The sequence below is a fragment of the Ramlibacter sp. WS9 genome (assembly GCF_003797765.1).
GTDB lineage: Bacteria > Pseudomonadota > Gammaproteobacteria > Burkholderiales > Burkholderiaceae_C > Ramlibacter.
Window position 1 is genome coordinate 47,291 of record NZ_RKMB01000030.1, and the last position, 18,063, is coordinate 65,353.

Annotated in this window: 14 protein-coding genes and 1 pseudogene; 9 read left to right on the plus strand and 6 right to left on the minus strand. The window is 61.6% G+C overall.

Annotated elements, in window-relative coordinates:
* Positions 1-202: 202 nt before the first annotated feature.
* The 4 genes from EEB15_RS28300 to EEB15_RS28320 form a co-directional block, all read right to left on the minus strand.
* Positions 203-1,000: an ABC transporter ATP-binding protein gene (locus EEB15_RS28300; protein ID WP_141513320.1), complete on the minus strand. Its 798-nt coding sequence runs from the start codon at positions 998-1,000 to the stop codon at positions 203-205.
* Positions 1,001-1,002: 2 nt separating this feature from the next.
* Complete coding sequence (locus tag EEB15_RS28305) at positions 1,003-1,926, minus strand: ABC transporter ATP-binding protein (RefSeq protein WP_141513321.1); 924 nt, start codon at positions 1,924-1,926, stop codon at positions 1,003-1,005.
* Complete coding sequence (locus EEB15_RS28310; protein ID WP_141513322.1) at positions 1,923-2,999, minus strand: branched-chain amino acid ABC transporter permease; 1,077 nt, start codon at positions 2,997-2,999, stop codon at positions 1,923-1,925. The genes EEB15_RS28305 and EEB15_RS28310 overlap by 4 nt, the downstream gene beginning before the upstream one ends.
* Before the next feature lie 118 nt (positions 3,000-3,117).
* Positions 3,118-3,993 (minus strand): branched-chain amino acid ABC transporter permease, encoded by an 876-nt coding sequence (locus EEB15_RS28320; RefSeq protein ID WP_141513324.1) that lies wholly within the window; start codon positions 3,991-3,993, stop codon positions 3,118-3,120.
* Positions 3,994-4,160: 167 nt separating this feature from the next.
* Between EEB15_RS28320 and EEB15_RS28325 the strand changes: the two genes are divergently transcribed.
* Both EEB15_RS28325 and EEB15_RS28330 read left to right on the plus strand, forming a co-directional pair.
* Positions 4,161-5,387 (plus strand): ABC transporter substrate-binding protein, encoded by a 1,227-nt coding sequence (locus tag EEB15_RS28325; RefSeq protein WP_141513325.1) that lies wholly within the window; start codon positions 4,161-4,163, stop codon positions 5,385-5,387.
* Between the two features lie 19 nt (positions 5,388-5,406).
* Entirely contained in the window at positions 5,407-6,207 is an 801-nt protein-coding gene (locus EEB15_RS28330; RefSeq protein ID WP_141513326.1) for a crotonase/enoyl-CoA hydratase family protein, read from the plus strand.
* Here the strand turns inward: EEB15_RS28330 and EEB15_RS28335 are convergent.
* On the minus strand, positions 6,204-6,611 hold the full coding sequence (locus tag EEB15_RS28335) for an acyl-CoA thioesterase (protein ID WP_141513327.1): 408 nt from the start codon (positions 6,609-6,611) through the stop codon (positions 6,204-6,206). The two genes, EEB15_RS28330 and EEB15_RS28335, sit on opposite strands and share 4 nt — an antisense overlap.
* 40 nt (positions 6,612-6,651) lie before the next feature.
* Here EEB15_RS28335 and EEB15_RS28340 point away from each other — a divergent pair, with 40 nt between their 5' ends.
* Positions 6,652-8,541, plus strand: a complete 1,890-nt coding sequence (locus EEB15_RS28340) for an ABC transporter ATP-binding protein/permease (RefSeq protein WP_141513328.1) — start codon at positions 6,652-6,654, stop codon at positions 8,539-8,541.
* A 59-nt stretch (positions 8,542-8,600) separates the two neighbouring features.
* On the opposite strand, the gene EEB15_RS28345 is transcribed toward EEB15_RS28340, so the two are convergent.
* Positions 8,601-9,629 (minus strand): integron integrase, encoded by a 1,029-nt coding sequence (locus EEB15_RS28345; protein WP_141513329.1) that lies wholly within the window; start codon positions 9,627-9,629, stop codon positions 8,601-8,603.
* Positions 9,630-9,943: 314 nt separating this feature from the next.
* On the opposite strand from EEB15_RS28345, the gene EEB15_RS28350 reads away from it, so the two are divergent.
* From EEB15_RS28350 to EEB15_RS28375, 6 genes and pseudogenes are all read left to right on the plus strand, one after another.
* Positions 9,944-10,483 carry a hypothetical protein gene (locus EEB15_RS28350; protein WP_141513330.1) on the plus strand — a complete coding sequence of 180 codons (540 nt, stop codon included), beginning with the start codon at positions 9,944-9,946 and terminating at the stop codon, positions 10,481-10,483.
* Between the two features lie 91 nt (positions 10,484-10,574).
* The gene (locus EEB15_RS28355) at positions 10,575-10,952 is read left to right on the plus strand and encodes a VOC family protein (RefSeq protein ID WP_141513331.1); all 378 of its coding nucleotides are present in this window, start codon (positions 10,575-10,577) and stop codon (positions 10,950-10,952) included.
* Between the two features lie 3,444 nt (positions 10,953-14,396).
* A pseudogene (locus EEB15_RS34665) lies at positions 14,397-14,680 on the plus strand (DUF6869 domain-containing protein).
* 556 nt (positions 14,681-15,236) lie between these two features.
* The gene (locus tag EEB15_RS28365; RefSeq protein ID WP_141513333.1) at positions 15,237-15,833 is read left to right on the plus strand and encodes a DMP19 family protein; all 597 of its coding nucleotides are present in this window, start codon (positions 15,237-15,239) and stop codon (positions 15,831-15,833) included.
* 159 nt (positions 15,834-15,992) lie between these two features.
* Positions 15,993-16,361 (plus strand): hypothetical protein, encoded by a 369-nt coding sequence (locus tag EEB15_RS28370; protein WP_141513334.1) that lies wholly within the window; start codon positions 15,993-15,995, stop codon positions 16,359-16,361.
* A gap of 157 nt (positions 16,362-16,518) precedes the next feature.
* On the plus strand, positions 16,519-17,049 hold the full coding sequence (locus tag EEB15_RS28375) for a hypothetical protein (RefSeq protein ID WP_141513335.1): 531 nt from the start codon (positions 16,519-16,521) through the stop codon (positions 17,047-17,049).
* The last annotated feature ends 1,014 nt before the right edge of the window (positions 17,050-18,063 follow it).

Genomic DNA, 18,063 nt, shown 5'->3' on the forward strand with positions numbered 1-18,063 from the left:
GCAAAGCCGGATCCTTTTCACAGAGGAGATCGCGCTGCACGTTGTTCCGCGCGATCCGGGCGCGAGGAAGGCACGGCCTTCCTCTTCCAGACGGTGCGAAACATCGTGCAGCGCCGTCTCGCTTGTGGCAAAGATCCGGCTCCGCCGGGCTTTCCCACACTGATCAGGCCACTTGAAAATCGCACAGCGATTTTCAAGTGAACTATCTCCATGTCTTCTTCTTCTTCCAGCGGCGTTCGCCGCGCACGCCGGCTTCCTTCATGCCCAGGTAGAACTCCTTGATGTCGTCCTTCTCGCGCAGGCGCGCGCAGGTGTCTTCCATCACGATGCGGCCGTTCTCCAGCACGTAGCCGTAGTCCGACGCATTGAGCGCCATGTTGGCGTTCTGCTCGACGAGCAAGATGGTCGTGCCGCGCTCGCGGTTGATGCGAACGACGATCTCGAAGATTTCCTTGGTGAGCTTGGGGGAAAGGCCCAGGCTCGGCTCATCGAGCAGGATCAGGTCGGGCGCGGCCATGATGGCGCGTGAGATCGCCAGCATCTGCTGCTGGCCGCCGGAGAGCAGGCCGGCGTCCTGCGTGGCGCGCTCCTTGAGGATGGGGAAGTACTTGTACACCGCCTCCATGTCTCGGGCGATGCCGTCCTTGTCTTTTCGGGTGTAGGCGCCCATCACCAGGTTGTCGTGCACGGTGAGCAGCGCGAACACCTCGCGTCCTTCGGGCACGTGCGACAGGCCCTGTTGCACGATGTGCGACGGGTCCTTGGCGGTGATGCTCTCGCCCTTGAACTCGATGCTGCCCTTGCGCGGGTCGATGATGCCGGAGATGGTCTTGAGGATGGTCGTCTTGCCGGCGCCGTTGGAGCCGAGCACGGTGGCGATCTCGCCGCGGCGCACCTGCAGGCTCACGCCGCGGATGGCCTTGATCGGGCCGTACGCCGATTCGACGTTCAGCAGCTTGAGGACGGGCGTGTCGTTCACGCCAGGAGGACTCATGCTCATAGTTATCTGGCCCCCACGTTTGCGGCCGGGGCCGCTGCACTGCCCCCCGAGGGGGCTTTCGTGGCTAGGGGCGGCCCGTCGCCACTCACCTCCCTGCGCAGCGAAGAAACGTCTTCCACGGTGCCGAGATACGCTTCAATCACGCCCGGGTGCGTCTGCACCTCGCGCGGCGTGCCCATCGCCAGCACTTCGCCCTGGTTCATCGCCAGCACACGATCCGACACCTTGGAGACCAGCGTCATGTCGTGTTCGACCATCAGCACGGTGACGCCCAGCTCGTGCTTGATGTCCTGGATCCAGAAAGCCATGTCGTCCGTTTCTTCCACGTTCAGGCCTGAAGAGGGTTCGTCCAGCAGCAGCAGCTTGGGTTCGGTGCACAGGGCCCGGCCCAGTTCCACCACCTTGCGCACGCCATAGGGCAGGCCGGCGACGAAGGAGTCGCGGTGCTTTTGCAGATCGAGCAGCTCGATCACCTGTTCGACCTTCCGGCGCGCCTCGATCTCCGCCTGCCGCACGCTCTTGGTGAAGAACATCTGGCTCCAGATGCCCGAGCGGTGGTGCGTGTGGCGGCCGATCATCAGGTTGTGCAGGACGGTGGCATGCTCGAACAGTTCGATGTTCTGGAAGGTACGGGCGATGCCCAGCGAGGCGATGCGGTGCGGCGGCTGTTCCGTCAGCACGTTGCCTTCGTACTCGATGCTGCCCGCCGTCGGGTTGTAGATGCGGCTGATCAGGTTGAACACCGTCGTCTTGCCCGCGCCGTTCGGGCCGATCAGCGTGAACACCTCGCCGCGCTGCACGTCGAAGCTCACGTTGTTGACGGCCAGCACGCCGCCGAAGCGCACGCTGATGTTCTTGGCCGAGAGCAGGGCGCCATCGCGAGCGGCCGCGGCCGCTTTGCCGTTGTGGGTCTGGATCTGGCTCATTTCAGGCGATCGGATTTCTGGAAGGACTTCTGCCGCTTGAACAGGCCCTTGCGGTAGAACGGGAACAGTTGTAGGTACGTGCGCACCTTCAGCCAGCGGCCGTAGATGCCCAGCGGCTCGAACATCACGAAGGCGATCAGCACCGCGCCGTACACCAGGCCCTGCAGGCCCGGCGCCTGGCCGACGACCGGGGGCAGGTAGTCTTTGACGAGCGAGATGGCCTGCGGCATGGTGATGAGGAAGATCGCACCCAGGAAGGCGCCGTGCACCGAGCCCAGCCCGCCGATCACCACCATGAGCAACAAGTCGATCGACTGGATGATGTTGAACTGGTCGGGCGAGATGAAGGTGAGCTTGTGCGCGTACAGCGCGCCGCCGATGCCGGCCAGCGCCGCCGAAAGCGCGAACGACAGCGTCTTGTAGCGCGCGAGGTGGATGCCCATGCTCTGCGCCGAAATTTCCGAATCGCGGATGGCCACGAAGGCCCGGCCGGTGGGCGAGCGCAGCAGATTGAGGATGGCCAGCGTGGAGATCACTGTGATGACCAGGCAAAGGAAGTAGAAGCCGATGGCCGAGTCCACCTTGTAGCCGAACAGGTCGGGGTGCTTGACGTGGATGCCGGAGTTGCCGCCGGTGACCGACTCCCAGCGGGCCAGAACCTCTTCGACGATGAAGCCGAACGACAGGGTGGCGATGCCGAGGTAGATGCCCTTGACGCGCAGCGCCGGCAGTCCGACCACCACACCCACCGCGGCCGACAGCAGGCCCGCCAGCGCCAGGGCGATCGGGAACGGCACGCCCATGTTGACGAACACGGCCTGCGTGTACGCGCCGACACCCAGGAACGCCGCGTGCCCGATCGAAAAGAGCCCGGTGAAGCCCGCCAGCAGCATCAGGCCGAGGCCGACGATGGAGTAGATCAGCACGAAGGTGAGCTGGGCCAGCCAGTATTCCGCAAAGATCCACGGCGCGGCGAACAGCAAGAGCAGCAGCGCGCCATACCAGAGCTTGTGGCCACCGTGCTTGGCCAGGTTGATGTCCTGGCCGTAGTCGGTCTTGAAGATAAACCTCATACCCCCCCCGAAGCGCCTACGGCGCCTCCCCCCCAGGGGGGCGCCACCAGCGGCCCGGCGAAGCCGGTTCCGCGGTGGCCCGCGAACGAAACCTCAAACGCCAACATGCGGTTCATCTTCAAACTTTCTTTCTGAGCTTCTCGCCGAACAATCCGTTCGGCTTCACCATCAGCATCACCAGCACGACGATGTACGCCGCGATGTCCTTGAAGCCCTGGGGCAGGTAGAACCCCGAGAGCGACTCGACGATGCCGATGACGAGGCCGCCGACGATGGCGCCGGGCAGGCTGCCGAAGCCGCCCACCACCGCGGCGGGGAATGCCTTGAGGCCGATGAAACCCATGTTGGCGTGCACGAAGGTGATGGGGGCGAGCAGCAGGCCCGCACAAGCGGCGACGGCGGCGGCCAGGCCCCACACCAGGCCATTCAAGCGCTTGACCGGGATGCCCATGTAGTAGGCAGCCAGCTGGTTCTGCGACGAGGCCTGCATGGCGATGCCGACCTTGCTGTACCTGAAGATCGTGAAGAGCAGGGCGCACAGCACAGCGGTGGCGGCGATGACGACCATCTGCTCGGCGTTGAGCACCAGCGGGCCGGCGTTCCACACTTCGTCCTTGTACGGCACCGGCAGCGCGTGCGTCTCGGTGCCGATGCCAGGGATCATGGTGATGAGGCCGCGCGCCACGTAGCCGATGCCGATGGTCAGCATGACGATGGAGAAGGCGGGCTGGCCCAGGATAGGGCGAATCACCACACGCTCGAGCAGCACGCCGAAGAGCGCCATGGCCGCGATCGCGCTGATGACAGCCAGCCAGAACGGGAAGCCCATGAACGTCATCGACGCCAGGCCCATGAACGCCCCGAGCATCATGAGCTCGCCCTGCGCGAAGCTCACCGTCTCGGTGGCCTTGTAAATGAGCACGAAGCCCAGGGCGATCAGGCCGTAGATGCACCCTTGCGAGATGCCGCTGATCACGAGTTGAATGAATTGCACGTTGTCTCTCTCCAAGCCCGTCGCCGCGGGTGCCTGTTGGTTATATCTGGTCGGGAGTGCGGAAGATAGCGGGTTCTCCCCGAAGCCTTGTCGCCCAGCCGACAAGGTTTGCGCCGTTTGGGGTGCGCCCCTAACTTTGCGCCACTTTCAACGCAAAGGAGACCGCGATGTCACCCCGACTTACCCTCGCAATCGCCGTGCTGTGCCTCGCCGCGGGCACCGCCCAAGCGCAGCAGCAAGGCGTCAGCAAGAACGAGATCGTGATCGGCACGATCCAGGATCTGTCCGGCCCCATCGCCGGCTATGGCAAGCAGGCGCGCAACGGCATGCAGCTGCGCGTGGACGAAGCCAACGAGCAGGGCGGCGTGTATGACCGCAAGCTCAGGCTGGCCGTGGAAGACTCCGCGTACGACCCGAAGCGGGCCATCCTGGCGGCGCAGAAGCTGGTGAACCAGGACAAGATATTCATGCTGGTCGGCCACATCGGCACGGCGCAGAACAACGCCGTCATGCCGATCCTGTTCGAGCGCAACATCGTCAACTACCTGCCGCTCACCGCGTCCAAGGACATGTACGAGCCGCACCACAAGCTGAAGTACGCGCTGTTCGCGTCGTACTACGACCAGATGCGCCTTTCGGTGCCCAAGCTGGCCAAGGACAAGAACATCGGCAAGGTCTGCGCGATCTACCAGGACGACGACTTCGGCGCCGAGGTGCTCAAGGGTGCGGAAGACGGCCTCAAGTCCATCGGCAAGGAGATGGTGGAGAAGACCAGCTTCAAGCGCGGCGCCGCTGACTTCTCGTCGCAGGTCGCGAAGATGAAAGCGAGCGGTTGCGAGATGGTGGTGATGGGCACCATCATCCGCGAGACCGTAGGCACCATGGCGGAGGCGCGCAAGACCGGCTTCAACCCGGTGTTCATCGCCTCCTTCGCCGCTTACAGCGACCTGATTCACAAGCTGGGCGGCAAGGCCGTGGAAGGCTTCTACGCCACCATGAGCTCGCAGACGCCCTATACCGACGAGCAGGACCTGGCCATCCGCTTCTGGGCCAACAAGTACAAGACCAAGTTCAACGAAGACCCGACGGTGATGTCGGTGTACGGCTACACCATGGTCGACATGTTCATCAAGGCGGCGCGCAAGACCGGGCCCCAGCTCACCACCGACAACTTCATCAAGGCGATGGACCTGTCCACCTTCCCGCCGGACAGCTTCGGCTCGCCCAAGATGACGTACAGCTCCACGAGGCGGCTGGGCACCGAGGCGATGCGCCTGTCGCAGATCGTCGACGGCCGCTGGAAAGTGGTGTCGGACTATGTGAGCGATCCGCGTTCGGCCCGGGCCGCCGTGCCTTCGGCGAGCACCGTCAAGACGACGGCCACGCGGTCCTAGCTTCTGGTGTAATTCGCGCATGGTTGATTCCGTGCGCGTCGAGAAGATGGGGCAAGTCAGCGTTGTGACGCTGGACCGCGCCGATGTGCGCAACGCCGTCGATGCGGCGACGGCCAGCGCGCTGTACGGGGCATTCGTCGCGTTCGACACCGACGAGGAGGCTCGGGTTGCGGTCTTTCACGGTGCCAACGGCCATTTCTGCGCCGGCTGGGACTTGCAGCGCGGTGCCGAACTGGCGAAGCAGGGCGCCGGCACCGATGTGCTGGCAGAGCTGGACTTCGAACCGGGCGAGGTTCAACCGATGGGCCCCATGGGTCCGTCGCGCCTGCTGCTGTCGAAGCCCGTGATCGCCGCAGTCAGCGGCGCCGCCGTGGCCGGCGGCATGGAACTGGCGCTGTGGTGCGACATGCGGGTGATGGAAGAAGACGCCTACTTCGGCGTCTACTGCCGGCGCTTCGGCGTGCCGCTGATCGATGGCGGCACCGTGCGGCTCCCGCGCCTGGTGGGCATGGGCCACGCGATGGACCTGATCCTCACCGGGCGCAAGGTCGACGCGGCCGAGGCATTGCAGATGGGGCTGGCCAACCGCGTGGTGCCGAAAGGCGGCGCGCGCGACGCGGCGATCGAGCTGGCACAGCAGCTGGCGAAGTTTCCGCAGAAGACGATGCTGGCGGACCGGATGAATGCCTACGAGCAGTGGGGCAAACCCTTGCCCGAAGCACTGCACGGCGAGTGGGAGCGCAGCAAGCACTGCATCGCCGACGGGCTGGAAGGTGCTGCACGATTCGCCGGTGGCGAAGGCCGGCACGGGAAGTTTTAGCGCTTTGGAATCGGCCGCGGTTTCCCACCCTCGTCGATGGCCACATAGGTCAGCGACGCGTCCGTCACCTTCACATACTGCCCCTGGGCGCGGAAGCGTTCTGCATACACCTCGACCTGCACCGTGATCGACGTGTTGCCGACGCGCGTGACGTGGGCGAAGAAGCTCAGGATGTCGCCCACACGCACAGGCTGCTTGAAGATGAACTGGTTGACGGCCACTGTGGCCATGCGGCCGTCCACATAGCGCGCGGGCACGACGGAGCCGGCCAGGTCGACCTGGGCCATCACCCAGCCGCCGAAAATGTCGCCGTTGGCATTGCAGTCGGCCGGCATGGGAATGACCTTGAGCACCAGCTCCTTGTCGGTGGGTAATGGGGCCGGCAGGCTTGAGTTCGCGGACATGGGCACAATCTCCAGTAGTACCAACCCTCGATTGTCCCCCATGCGCCGTGCCGGCGAACTCGCCCGTTCCCCTTCGACCCCCTTGCCCGCGGGCGCCGCCGCCGCGCCGGGCCGCGCGCACACCGACTGGGCGACGCTCAAACGCCTGTTCCCTTACCTGTGGCAGTACAAGGTACGCGTGATCGCGGCGCTGCTGCTGATGGTGGGCGCCAAGGTGGCGAACGTGGGCGTGCCCGTGCTGCTGAAGAACCTGGTGGACGCCATGACGCCGACGGGTGGTCGCCTGTCGGCTCCGAACTTTCAGCCCGGCGATCCGCAAGCGGTGCTGATTGTGCCGGTGGCGCTGCTGCTGGCGTACGGCCTGTTGCGCCTGTCGACCACGCTTTTCACCGAGCTGCGCGAACTGGTGTTTTCCAAAGCGACGCAAGGGGCGGCGCGCAGCATCGCGCTGGAGACTTTTCAGCACCTGCACGCGCTGAGCCTGCGCTTCCATCTGGAGCGGCAGACCGGCGGCATGACGCGAGACATCGAGCGGGGCGTGCGCGGCATCGAATCGCTGATCTCGTATTCTCTCTACAGCATCGTGCCCACGCTGATCGAAGTGGCGCTGGTGCTGACGATCCTGGCTGTGAAGTTCGACGCCTGGTTCGCGTGGATCACCATCGCGGCGCTGGTGGTGTACATCACCTTCACCGTCACGGTGACGGAGTGGCGAACCCAGTTCCGCAAGGAAGCCAACGAGTTCGACTCGGCGGCCCACACCAAGGCAGTGGACTCGCTGCTGAACTACGAGACGGTGAAGTATTTCAACAACGAAGGCTTCGAATCCAGCCGGTACGACAAGAGCCTGGGCCAGCTGCGCAAGGCACGCCTGAAGAGCCAGACGACCTTGTCGATGCTGAATGCGGGCCAGCAGATGATCATCGCTGTCGGCCTGGTGGCGATGCTCTGGCGGGCGACGCAGGGCGTGGTCGATGGCCGCATGACGCTGGGCGACCTGGTGATGGTCAACGCCTTCATGATCCAGCTGTACATCCCGCTGAATTTTCTGGGCGTGCTGTACCGCGAGATCAAGCAAAGCCTGACGGACCTGGACAAGATGTTCGTGCTGATGGAGAAAGAGCGCGAAGTGGCGGACGAGCCCGGGGCGCAGCCTCTGGCCTGCCAGACCGACGCCACCGTCCGCTTCAACGACGTCAGCTTCGCCTACGAGCCCGCGCGCCCCATCCTCCATCACGTGAGCTTCGAAATCCCCGCCGGCAAAACGGTGGCGGTCGTCGGCCCTTCCGGTTCCGGCAAATCAACTTTGGCGCGGTTGCTTTACCGCTTCTACGACGTGCAGCAGGGCGCGATCACCATCGCGGGGCAGGACATCAAGCAGGTGACGCAGGCCAGCGTGCGCCAGGCCATCGGCATCGTGCCGCAGGACACGGTGCTGTTCAACGACACGGTGGAATACAACATCGCGTATGGGCGCCCTGGCGCGAGCCGGGACGAAGTGGAAGAGGCAGCGCGAGCGGCGCGCATCCACAACTTCATCGAGTCAACGCCCAAGGGTTACGCCACGATGGTGGGCGAGCGGGGCCTCAAGCTATCGGGCGGGGAGAAGCAGCGCGTGGCGATTGCCCGAACGCTGCTGAAGAACCCGCCCATCATGATCTTCGACGAGGCCACGTCGGCGCTGGACAGCGCCAACGAGCGCGCCATCCAGGCCGAGCTGAAAGGTGTGGCGCAGAACAAGACCACGCTGGTCATCGCGCACCGGCTGTCGACAGTGGTCGATGCGCACGAGATCCTGGTGCTGGAGGCCGGCCGCATCATCGAACGCGGGACGCACCAGGAACTGCTGGCGAAAGCAGGGCGCTACGCGGAGATGTGGGCGCTGCAGCAGCAGAGCAACGAGCGCACGGAGGAACTGGTCGCCAAGTAGTCGCACGCAAGCACGGCTGTCATTGCGGACTCGATCCGCAATCCAGGCTGTTCTGTCTCCTACGCGTACGCCACCTCCGGCTCTTTCGCCACAGGCGGCGGCGCCAACGCATCCAGTGGACTCGCCGTGCCACCCGCCGCCACCTTGAGCACGTGCGTATAAATCATCGTGGTGCTCACATCGCTGTGGCCCAGCAACTCCTGCACGGTGCGGATGTCCGTACCGGCCTGCAAAAGGTGGGTGGCGAAGGAGTGGCGCAAGGTGTGGGCAGAGACGTGCTTGACAATGCCTGCAGCTCGGACGGCTTTGCGGATAGCGCGAGGAAGTCGATCCTCATACAAGTGATGCCGGCGCACAACGCCTGTGGCTGGATCGACGGCGAGAGTTGGCGACGGGAACAGCCAGAACCAGCCCCACGTCTGACCAACCCTGGGATACTTCTTTTCCAGCGCGTGGGGCACATCGACGCCGCCGCATTGGTCTCGGCGGTCTGCCTCCCACTGCGCGCGCGCCGAGCGCATCTGCGCTCGGAGTGGCTCGACCAGCGAGTGCGGCAGCATCACCACTCTGTCTTTGTTCCCCTTGGCTTCGCGCACGACGATCACGTGACGGTCGAAGTCAACGTCTTTTACCCGCAGCCGCAAGCCTTCCATCAGCCGCATGCCGGTGCCGTAGAGAAGCCGCGCAACGACACCGATGGTGCCCTCCATCCCAACAAGCACCGCGGACACCTCGTCGCGCGTGAGCACAGTAGGAATGCGCTTGGTGTAGTTGGGCCGCTTGATATCGTCCATCCACGGCAATTGAATCACCAGAACTTCGCGATAGAGAAACAGCAGCGCGCTGAGCGCCTGATTGTGCGAGGAGGAGGAAATCCGTCGTTCAGTGGCAAGCATCGTGAGGAACGCCTCGACCTCCGGCGCGCCCATGTCGCGCGGATGCTTCATTTGTTGCCACCGGATGAAGAAGCGGATCCAGTAAAGGTAAGCCTTTTCGGTGCTGAGGCTATAGTGCAAGTACCGAGCGCGCTCCCGCACTTGGTCCAGCAAACGGGCGGAGCGAAGCGGCGGAAGTATGCGGGTATTCATGGCTACTTTATACTGTATGGACAAACAGTATATGTGCCAACTTTGCAGTGTGCAAGCGGCCTAGGGGAGGACGGGATGACCAGAATATCGAGCAGCGCCCAGCTTATTCCGCAGCGGTATTCCGCAAGCGCGGAAAGCGGCCGCCTGCCGGGTTTAAGGTCGCCACTTCATCAAGCTGGAAAATCAAGCGCGAAGCAAAAAGCCGAGCTAGAACAACAGCTTGCGGAAGTTCAGAATCCCAGATTAATCCGCACCTGCGGGATAAGAGATTTCAGGGTGCGGGAGACATTACGTTATATCGCAGGGGCCTGCGTATGAAGCTCAGCTACAAGTTCTCTCTCGCGGCTCCAGCTAGCGCGAAGCTCGGCCCGGCACCTGTCGAAGACGAACTGCCATTCCCGATTCCGCCCGAGTATTGGTCTGTCCCACCATTGGGCATGATCGCGTTTCCCGGCTTCGAATGTGTGAGCACGCAGTCTCCGGTCACGTTCAGGCATCCGGCCGGACATGTCGCGATCGTCACGGTGCGCGGGGTGGATGGAGCGCCGACGGAGGCGCAATGTTCCGAAGTCGTCGAGGCCTCAGTAGCCCAGGTTCAGGAAATTCTGGCAAAGGTCCAAGCCGAACATGGCTCCAATACCACGACGGAACAGTTCCAACTCGCCGGAGGGATTCGCCTATTTGCAGCAAGGGCCAGTCCCCGCAGTTTTGCTGGGTCTCGATTTTTCTTGCTATACGCTGCGGTAGCACCCAAGGGACACTTGGCTCTGGTCACAATTGAAGGCGCGGGGGAGGCGAGCAGCATGGCTTCGAAGCTCGACCCAATCGTCAAGGCGGTGCACTTTGCGACATAACATGTCAATCGACACGGACCCACAACAGCAGGAGGCGGCTTCGCCGCTAGTGTTGGTGGTCCGGTCATCTCTACGTTAAACCTCAGAGTCGATGACCGAAGCGATCGCCGCCGTACTCGTTCATGTGCCTGACGTAGAGGCGGGACTCCAGTGGTACCAGCGCGCGTTTCCAAACGCAGCTCGCAAACGCCTTGAAGCGTTCGAGTTCGAGTACCTGCGCGTTGGTGGCATCAATCTTGAGATTGTCCCCTCCGACGAAAAGGTCGCCTCGGGTGCAGCCGGGTCAGTCGTGTACTGGTATGTTCCGGACTTCGAGGCCGCGTTGGCGCACTTTGAGAGCGTGGGGGCCAGGCTTTATCGAGGTCCCATGGACATAGAAAAAGGGCAGCGCATGTGTCAGGTTCGAGACCCTTGGGGTAACTGCATCGGTCTGCGCGGCGCGAGCCGGGGCCGTGGGGCTGAGGCTTAACATGTCAATCGACGCGGACCCACAACAGCAGGAGGCGGCTTCGCCGCAAGTGTTGGTGGTCCGGTCATCTTCACGTTATAGCGCGGGGTGAAGGTAGTGGTGCGCGACGCTTTCACGCGATTGGCTTCGCACCGCATGCATGGCGTCAAGCGTTGCATATCGCTCGTGGTGGCTCCGCTTTTCTGGGGGTCGCGACCTGGTGCTCGGGTGAGTCGCGGCGCCTGCATCCGAGCAGCGGGCTGCCGACATCTCCGGCAAGGTTTCTGCGACCGTAGGCCTTCGCGCCACAGCCTCATCAAATCGGAGGAGGCGCAGCGCTCGGGCGAGTTGGGTTGCCAGCATCCGTGAGGCAAACTATGGTCATGCGTATCGAGCGGCAAACAATGAGCACCTGCACAAAGGCCGGCCTGCGCCATAACATGTCAATCGACACGGACCCACAACAGCAAGCTGCGGCTTCGCCGCTCATGTTGGTGGTCCGGTCATTTCTACGTTAAAGCGCACGAACCATGACGGCGAATCGGGCTACGTTGTGCTGGTCACTTGCTCAGATCGTGGCCGTAGTGGTCGCCTTTTTGCTCTTCTTTGTCTGGGCACCCTGGCTCAGTGCGAGATCGCCAGAAGAGGCTGCAGCTCTCTACGGAAAAGCTATGCCGGAGAACTGCGGGGCCATCACCGTAAATCACGGGCAGTTTGTTTGTCTACCTTGGGGTACGGTCTCTTCAAATCCATGGGGCTTCGCCGGGTGCACCGCGCTGCTGGCAGCCACGCTAGCCTTTCTCGTGCTGAGCGTGCGCATGTACAAGGGGCTGTTTTCACGCGAGTCAATCGAAGTCACGCGCTTGCAACTCAATAGTAGAGGTCTCAAAATTGGGCTACCGGAGTTCTCGGCTAAGCACGCCCGGCGGCTCATTGCGTTTCTTCTATTCGTGGCAGTATTCGCTTCAATAATGCTACTTGCCAACGTTTTTCCCAATGCGCCTTAACTTGTCCGTCAACACGGACGCCCAATGGCGTCCGCTCCCTCCGGTCGCACCTCTCATTGGTCGCCGGTTACGTCTACGTTAAACCGCAAGAGAAGCATGCTGAGTTCGTTGCTTTTTATCCTGTACTTGCTAACGGCGTTCGTGGCCGTTGCCGCGTGGACTATCGGTATGTATTTGTGGTGGCAGCTGAACTACTCGTCGAAACCTGGCGTGGCTCAGCTCCGGCGCCGCGTGGTGGGCTCTTTCGCTGCAACGGTAGCTTTCGGCGTCGCTGCGTGGAGCTTGCATCTACTTCAATCTACCGGGGGTTGAGTTCGTGGAACGCGATTTTCCAAGCGAAAGATCGACGCTCGTACACCGGGCGCACGGGCAGAACCACGTGCGGCTTAACATGTCAATCGACGCGGACCCACAACAGCAGGTGGCGGCTTCGCCGCTCATGTTGGTGGTCCGGTCATCTCTACGTTATAGGGCGGGGTGAAGGCAGTGGCACGCGAAGCTGTCACGCGATCGACTTCGCGATCTCACAAGCGGCGTCAATCGTTGCCATTCACTCGGATCGCTGCGCTTTTCTGGGGGTTCCGCCCTGGTGCTCGGGCGAGTCGCGGCGCCGCCATCCAAGCCATTGGCCTGCCGACATCTCCGGCCGAGTCCCTCCATTCGTTGGCCTTCGCGCCGCGGCCTCCTCAAACTGGAGGAGGCGCAGTACTCGGGCGAGTTGGCTTGCCAGTGTCGGTGCGGCAAACTATGGGCATGGGTATCGCGAGGCAAATTATGAGCACGTGCAAAAAGGCCGTCCTGCCCCATAACATGTCAATCGACGCGGACCCACAACAGCAGACTGCGGCTTCGCCGCTCATGTTGGTGGTCCGGTCATCTCTACGTTATAGGGCGGGGTGAGAGCAGTGTTGCGCGAAGCTCTGACGCGTTCGGCTTCGCAATCGCACGCATGGCGTCAATCGTTGTACTTCCCTCGTGGCGTCTTCGCTTTTCTGGGGGTTTCGCCTTGGCGCTCGGGCGAGTCGCGGCGCCTGAATTCAGGCATTGGCCTGCCGACATCTCCGGCCAGCTTTCTGCGTTCGGTGGCGTTCGCGCCATGGTCTCATCGCAGCGGAGGAGGCGCAACACTCGGGCGAGTTGGCTTGCCAGCATCCGTGAGGCAAACTATGGTCATGCGTATCGCGCGGCAAGCAATGAGCACGTGCACAAAGGCTGGCCTGCCCCATAACATGTCAATCGACGCGGACCCACAACAGCAGGCTGCGGCTTCGCCGCTCATGTTGGTGGTCCGGTCATTTCTGCGTTAAACCGCAATGAACGTGAGAGCAGCACGCAAGCCGGGTATCGCGAAGTGGATCGCGGTGCCAGTGGCGCTTGTCGCCTTCGCGTTGGTGCCGTCGAAGGCGTGCGCCTGCCTCGAGACATATCAAGTTTCGCCGGTGCGCCTCGTACTTTCGGCTCTGTCGCTTTTGGTATTTGCGGTGGTCGCACTTTCCCCGCCCGGACGGCGTGCAGTCTGGGGTGGCGGTGCTTGCCTCGTGGCGCTTGTGTCAGGCGCCGCAGCTGTCGCGGTTGGGTCCCATAGCCTGGCGTTCGCAGCCTCAGTGCTTGCAGTTCCGCTTGTGGCCATGGCATTGTTCGCCGCGCGGCAAAGGCTTCGCGCTCGGAGGAGTGCAAGCGGTGCGGTTTAACATGTCAATCGACGCGGACCCACAACAGCAGGAGGCGGCTTCGCCGCTTGTGTTGGTGGTCCGGTCATTTCTACGTTAGCCCTCAATGGCGAAGCTCGCTCCCAGTCCCGCCGGCTTCTTTCGTGGAGCAAAGCTTGTCCTTCTGCTGCTGTTTCATCCGGAACGGTTTTTGGAGTTGCAGGCAGAAGACAGTGCGAGATTGAGCGCGTCTCCGAATTCTGGCCCTGCCGAAGGTGTTCACGTTGTTCGCCGTGCGTTCTTCTCGTCTTTAGCCTTGGTCGCAGCTTCGGCCTCGGTGGGTTACATCGTTGGAGCCATCATTGGGCGTGCGGGGTGTGCACCTCCTTCAGTCCTGGCGTGGCTGCAAATTCTGGGCGCAAGTCTTCTTCTTTGGGGTACTCTGTTCATCCGGGGCTGGGAAATTCAAACATATGGCGGAGCGACCCTTACGGAGCGAGTCAATCAATGGATTTATCGAACTCTGTACTGTCTGGGTACTGCTGTTGTGGTTTTCTCGCTAGCATGGCCTCAGTGCAAATGAGGGCTAACAAGGCGGTCAACGCGGACACGCAAGCCTGTCCGTGCGCTGCGCGCACTCGTATCCTTGCGCGCCGGTTACCTCTACGTTAGACGCCATGAATCCAGACGAGCGCAAATCCCTGGCGGCTGCATACGTCTCGCATCACTCAGAACCCCATGTCTGGGACAAAGACCTCGTGCTTGTTGAGCGGGACAATAGCGCCACGGAGTGGGCCATTGACGCCGTGATGGACATCGCCTACGAGCGGCCCGAAGACCTATGGGAGTTTGTTCTAGACGTGCTGCGCCGGAATCCTCCCGCCGAGGTTCTAGAAGTCTTGGCGGCCGGGCCGCTGGAAGACTATTTGGCGAAGTGTGGAGAAAAAGTGATCGAGCGGGTTGAGGAGAGGCGAAGGTTGATCCCGCATTTCGAAGCCTACTCGGTGGCGTCTGGCAGAACAGCATGTCCGCTGAGGTTTGGGCTCGTGTGCAAGCATGCTGGGACAGATCCGGATGGGATGATGGCGTCTAACTTGTCCGTCAACTCGGACGCCTTGCGGCGTCCGGTCGCTACGCTCCCTCCTGGCGCAAGTCGCCGGTTACGTCTACGTTAAACCTCACATGGCACCGCTCTTGTTCATTGCGATTGCGGGACTCATTTGGGGAGTGGTCCGCATCACGCCTTGGCCCGAATCAGCAGGGGGCCTCCTTGTGACGCAACTTCTCGCCGCAGTTGCAATGCTATTCGGGCCTATCCTTGCCATGGCGTATATTTCCACCGCTCTTACAAGGCGTGCGGTGACCAAAGTCGGCGCTATGTGGTGCCAGGAAAACCAATTCTCGTTGGTTCGGGTTGAGATGCATAAGAATCACTTCGCAGTCGTGTACAAAGATGGAGAAAGGAAGGGGCGCGCGAAGTTTCGCGTGAAGTTCGTCCTGACAACATGGCACGTGCGGGAAGTGATTTGGCTATGACAAGCGCTGTTGACGCGAGGTTTAACTTGTCAATCGACACGGACCCACAACAGCAGGCTGCGGCTTCGCCGCTCATGTTGGTGGTCCGGTCATCTCTACGTTAGCCTGCAGAAATGATTCAGCGTCTCCCTTGCGTCCAATGCGGGGACCTCATTCACCCCGACACAGCTTCGGCGAATGCGGGGCTTTGCATGCCCTGTAAGGGCGGCTATCGCGACCGAATTGAAGAAGGCAAGCGCCAGCGCGAACGCGACCGTGAATATGCGAAAAGCGCGGAATCCTTGTACTGGCAAGACCTCGTGCGACGGGTTCATAAGACTTCCGAAGGTTTCAATGGTCTTCGAGCAGAAGAACAAACGTACTTCGCGGTAAGCTGCCTGATCGGCGAGGTGTACAACGGTGGCTTCGATCAGTTTTTCTCCAACAGCAGTGGGGCGTACTATCTCCTGGCTCTAGATGGTCTCCGAGCTCTTGGTGCCGATACGTGTGCGGCGCTTCTGCTCAAGGCGAAGGAAGTGCTCTTCGTAGACCGCCGGGTTCCAATAGATCGCGAGGAGCGGTTGGAGCTAATGCCAACTTTTAAGGATGAATCGGCCACCGAATGGGCGCAACTCGAACCGCTGGACAAGGCATTTTGGGCGGATCCCGACAAACTAGGCGAACGATGCCAGACCTATGCACATGAGAATCAGTTGTACGCTGCTGGCTAACTGGTCAATCGACGCGGACCCACAACAGCAGGCTGCGGCTTCGCCGCTCATGTTGGTGGTCCGGTCATCTCTACGTTGTGCCGCACGCAAAGCAGCTCTTGCCAGCGCGAATGCCCTTGCCCTACATTCAGCTGAGAAACTTACTAGAAGGGGAAGAGAATGGGTATCTTCGGTTCATTGCTTGGATTCGTTCTGGGCGTAGTAGTTGTCAGGGCTTTTATGCTCGACAACGTGGAGGAACTCGGTTGGCGGATTTTTTGGAGCGAGGTCCAGGGCGGGAGAGCAGGGGAACTCGGTAACGTAGCGAGTTCTGCAACTTTCTTGAAATGCTTTGTCGGTGGCATCGTTGGCGCTGCTTTGGGCGGATTCGTTGGCGAACGAATGGGGGGCGTTCCTACGGACCCGAAAACGGGGCTGCCCCCGCTGAAGGTTGAGACGAAGAAATGCCCCTTCTGTGCCGAGGAAATCATGAAGGAAGCTGTCGTTTGCAAGCACTGCAACCGGGACGTTCCGACTCAAGCGACCTAGCTTTCCAAGCGATGCGCCGAATCCTCGTGACAACGCGCTGGTAGCGTATGGGTCGTCCGGCACAACATGTCAATCGACACGGACCCACAACAGCAGGAGGCGGCGTCGCCGCGTGTGTTGGTGGTCCGGTCATTTCTACGTTAAAGGGCAGAAGAGCATGGGTCTGAGCGCTGGGGCAATTTACGTGTCAGAGGCTGGCGTGGGAAAAGACCTTGCTGAACGCCTTGGTCTCATCAAGCCGGGTAGCGCGCCGGTCAAGCACGCCGAAAAGGGCTTCGACGTGGAGGACGGCCTTCGTATCGGCGCAGCCGACGGCTCATGGAGTTGCATTCTCGGCAGCCCGCATGCGTTGCTGCCTCGCATGGAGCACTTATCGAACGATCTCACCGGGCAGTCGCACGGGCGGAAAATCCTTTTCTGGTTTACGCAGAGTACCTCTGGCGGTGTTGTGTTTGAGATTCATGAGAACGGCACGCTTCTGCGCAAGTGGGTCGAGGCGGAAGGTAAAGTCTTTGAGGACATTGGAGACGCCGTCCCAGAGGAGGGAGGTCTTGTTGACCGCGACACCCACGAGGGCGGGCCACTCCACAGCGAGTGGACAGTGCTTGAACTTGCAGCGAGGATGACTGGAATCTCGGTCGATGAACACTTCGATATGGACGGTCCTGTGTATGCAGCCGCCCCTTAACATGTCAATCGACGCGGACCCACAACATCAGGCTGCGGCTTCGCCGCTTGTGTTGGTGGTCCGGTCATTTTTACGTTATAGCGTGGGGTGAAGGCAGTGGTGTGCGAAGCGTTCACGCGATCGGCTTCGCACCGCATGGATGAAGTCGAGCGTTGCACATCGCTCGTAGCGGCTTCGCTTTTCTGGGGGTTGCATCTCCTCACTCGGGCGAGTCCCGGCACCGGCGCTCAGGCGTTTGCCCGCCGACATCTCCGGCCAGGTCTCGTCTCTTGTCGGCCTTCGCGCCCTGGCCTCATCAAATCGGAGGAGGCGCAGCACTCGGGCGAGTCGGTTTGCCAGGATCCGTGAGGCAAACTATGGTCATGCTTATCGAGCGTCAAACAATGAGCACGTGCACAAAGGCCGGCCTACGCCATAACATGTCAATCGACGCGGACCCACAACAGCAGAAGGCGGCTTCGCCGCTCATGTTGGTGGTCCGGTCATCTTCACGTTAGACCTCGCGTATGCGCCTTTCTGACTCCAAGATTGCTGGCTTGCTCTTCGCCGGAAGCGCACTGGGACCGCTCGGAGTTTGGGCGATTCTCTTGTTCGCGGCGGTGCCGTCGACTCAAACTGCGTTTGACAATGCCCTTGCGATGCTTAGACACGTGTTCACTGATGTTTCTTGGCCCGAGCGTGCGTTCTTCATTCTCCTGGCCATCCTGCCAGTTTACTTTGCGGTTCTCGCGATCCACAGTTGGCGCCGAAATGCGAAGGACCACGCGGGACGCATCTGGAGGTACGCACTGGGATTCATCGCGACTGCTCTAGCGGTCGTGGCTTGCTGGCCCGTAGCTATCATTTCACTCGCGGCAACCTACTATGGGGGTAAGCGTGGCGAGGTCTAACGAATAAGGTTAGATCGCGCTAGCCGCGATCTGAACCGGCTGTTGGACAAGCCCCGGTTCGAGCGCGATGGTGTTGGTTGCCTGGAAACATCTGCGCGAGCCTCACGCCGCATGGTGAGGCCGT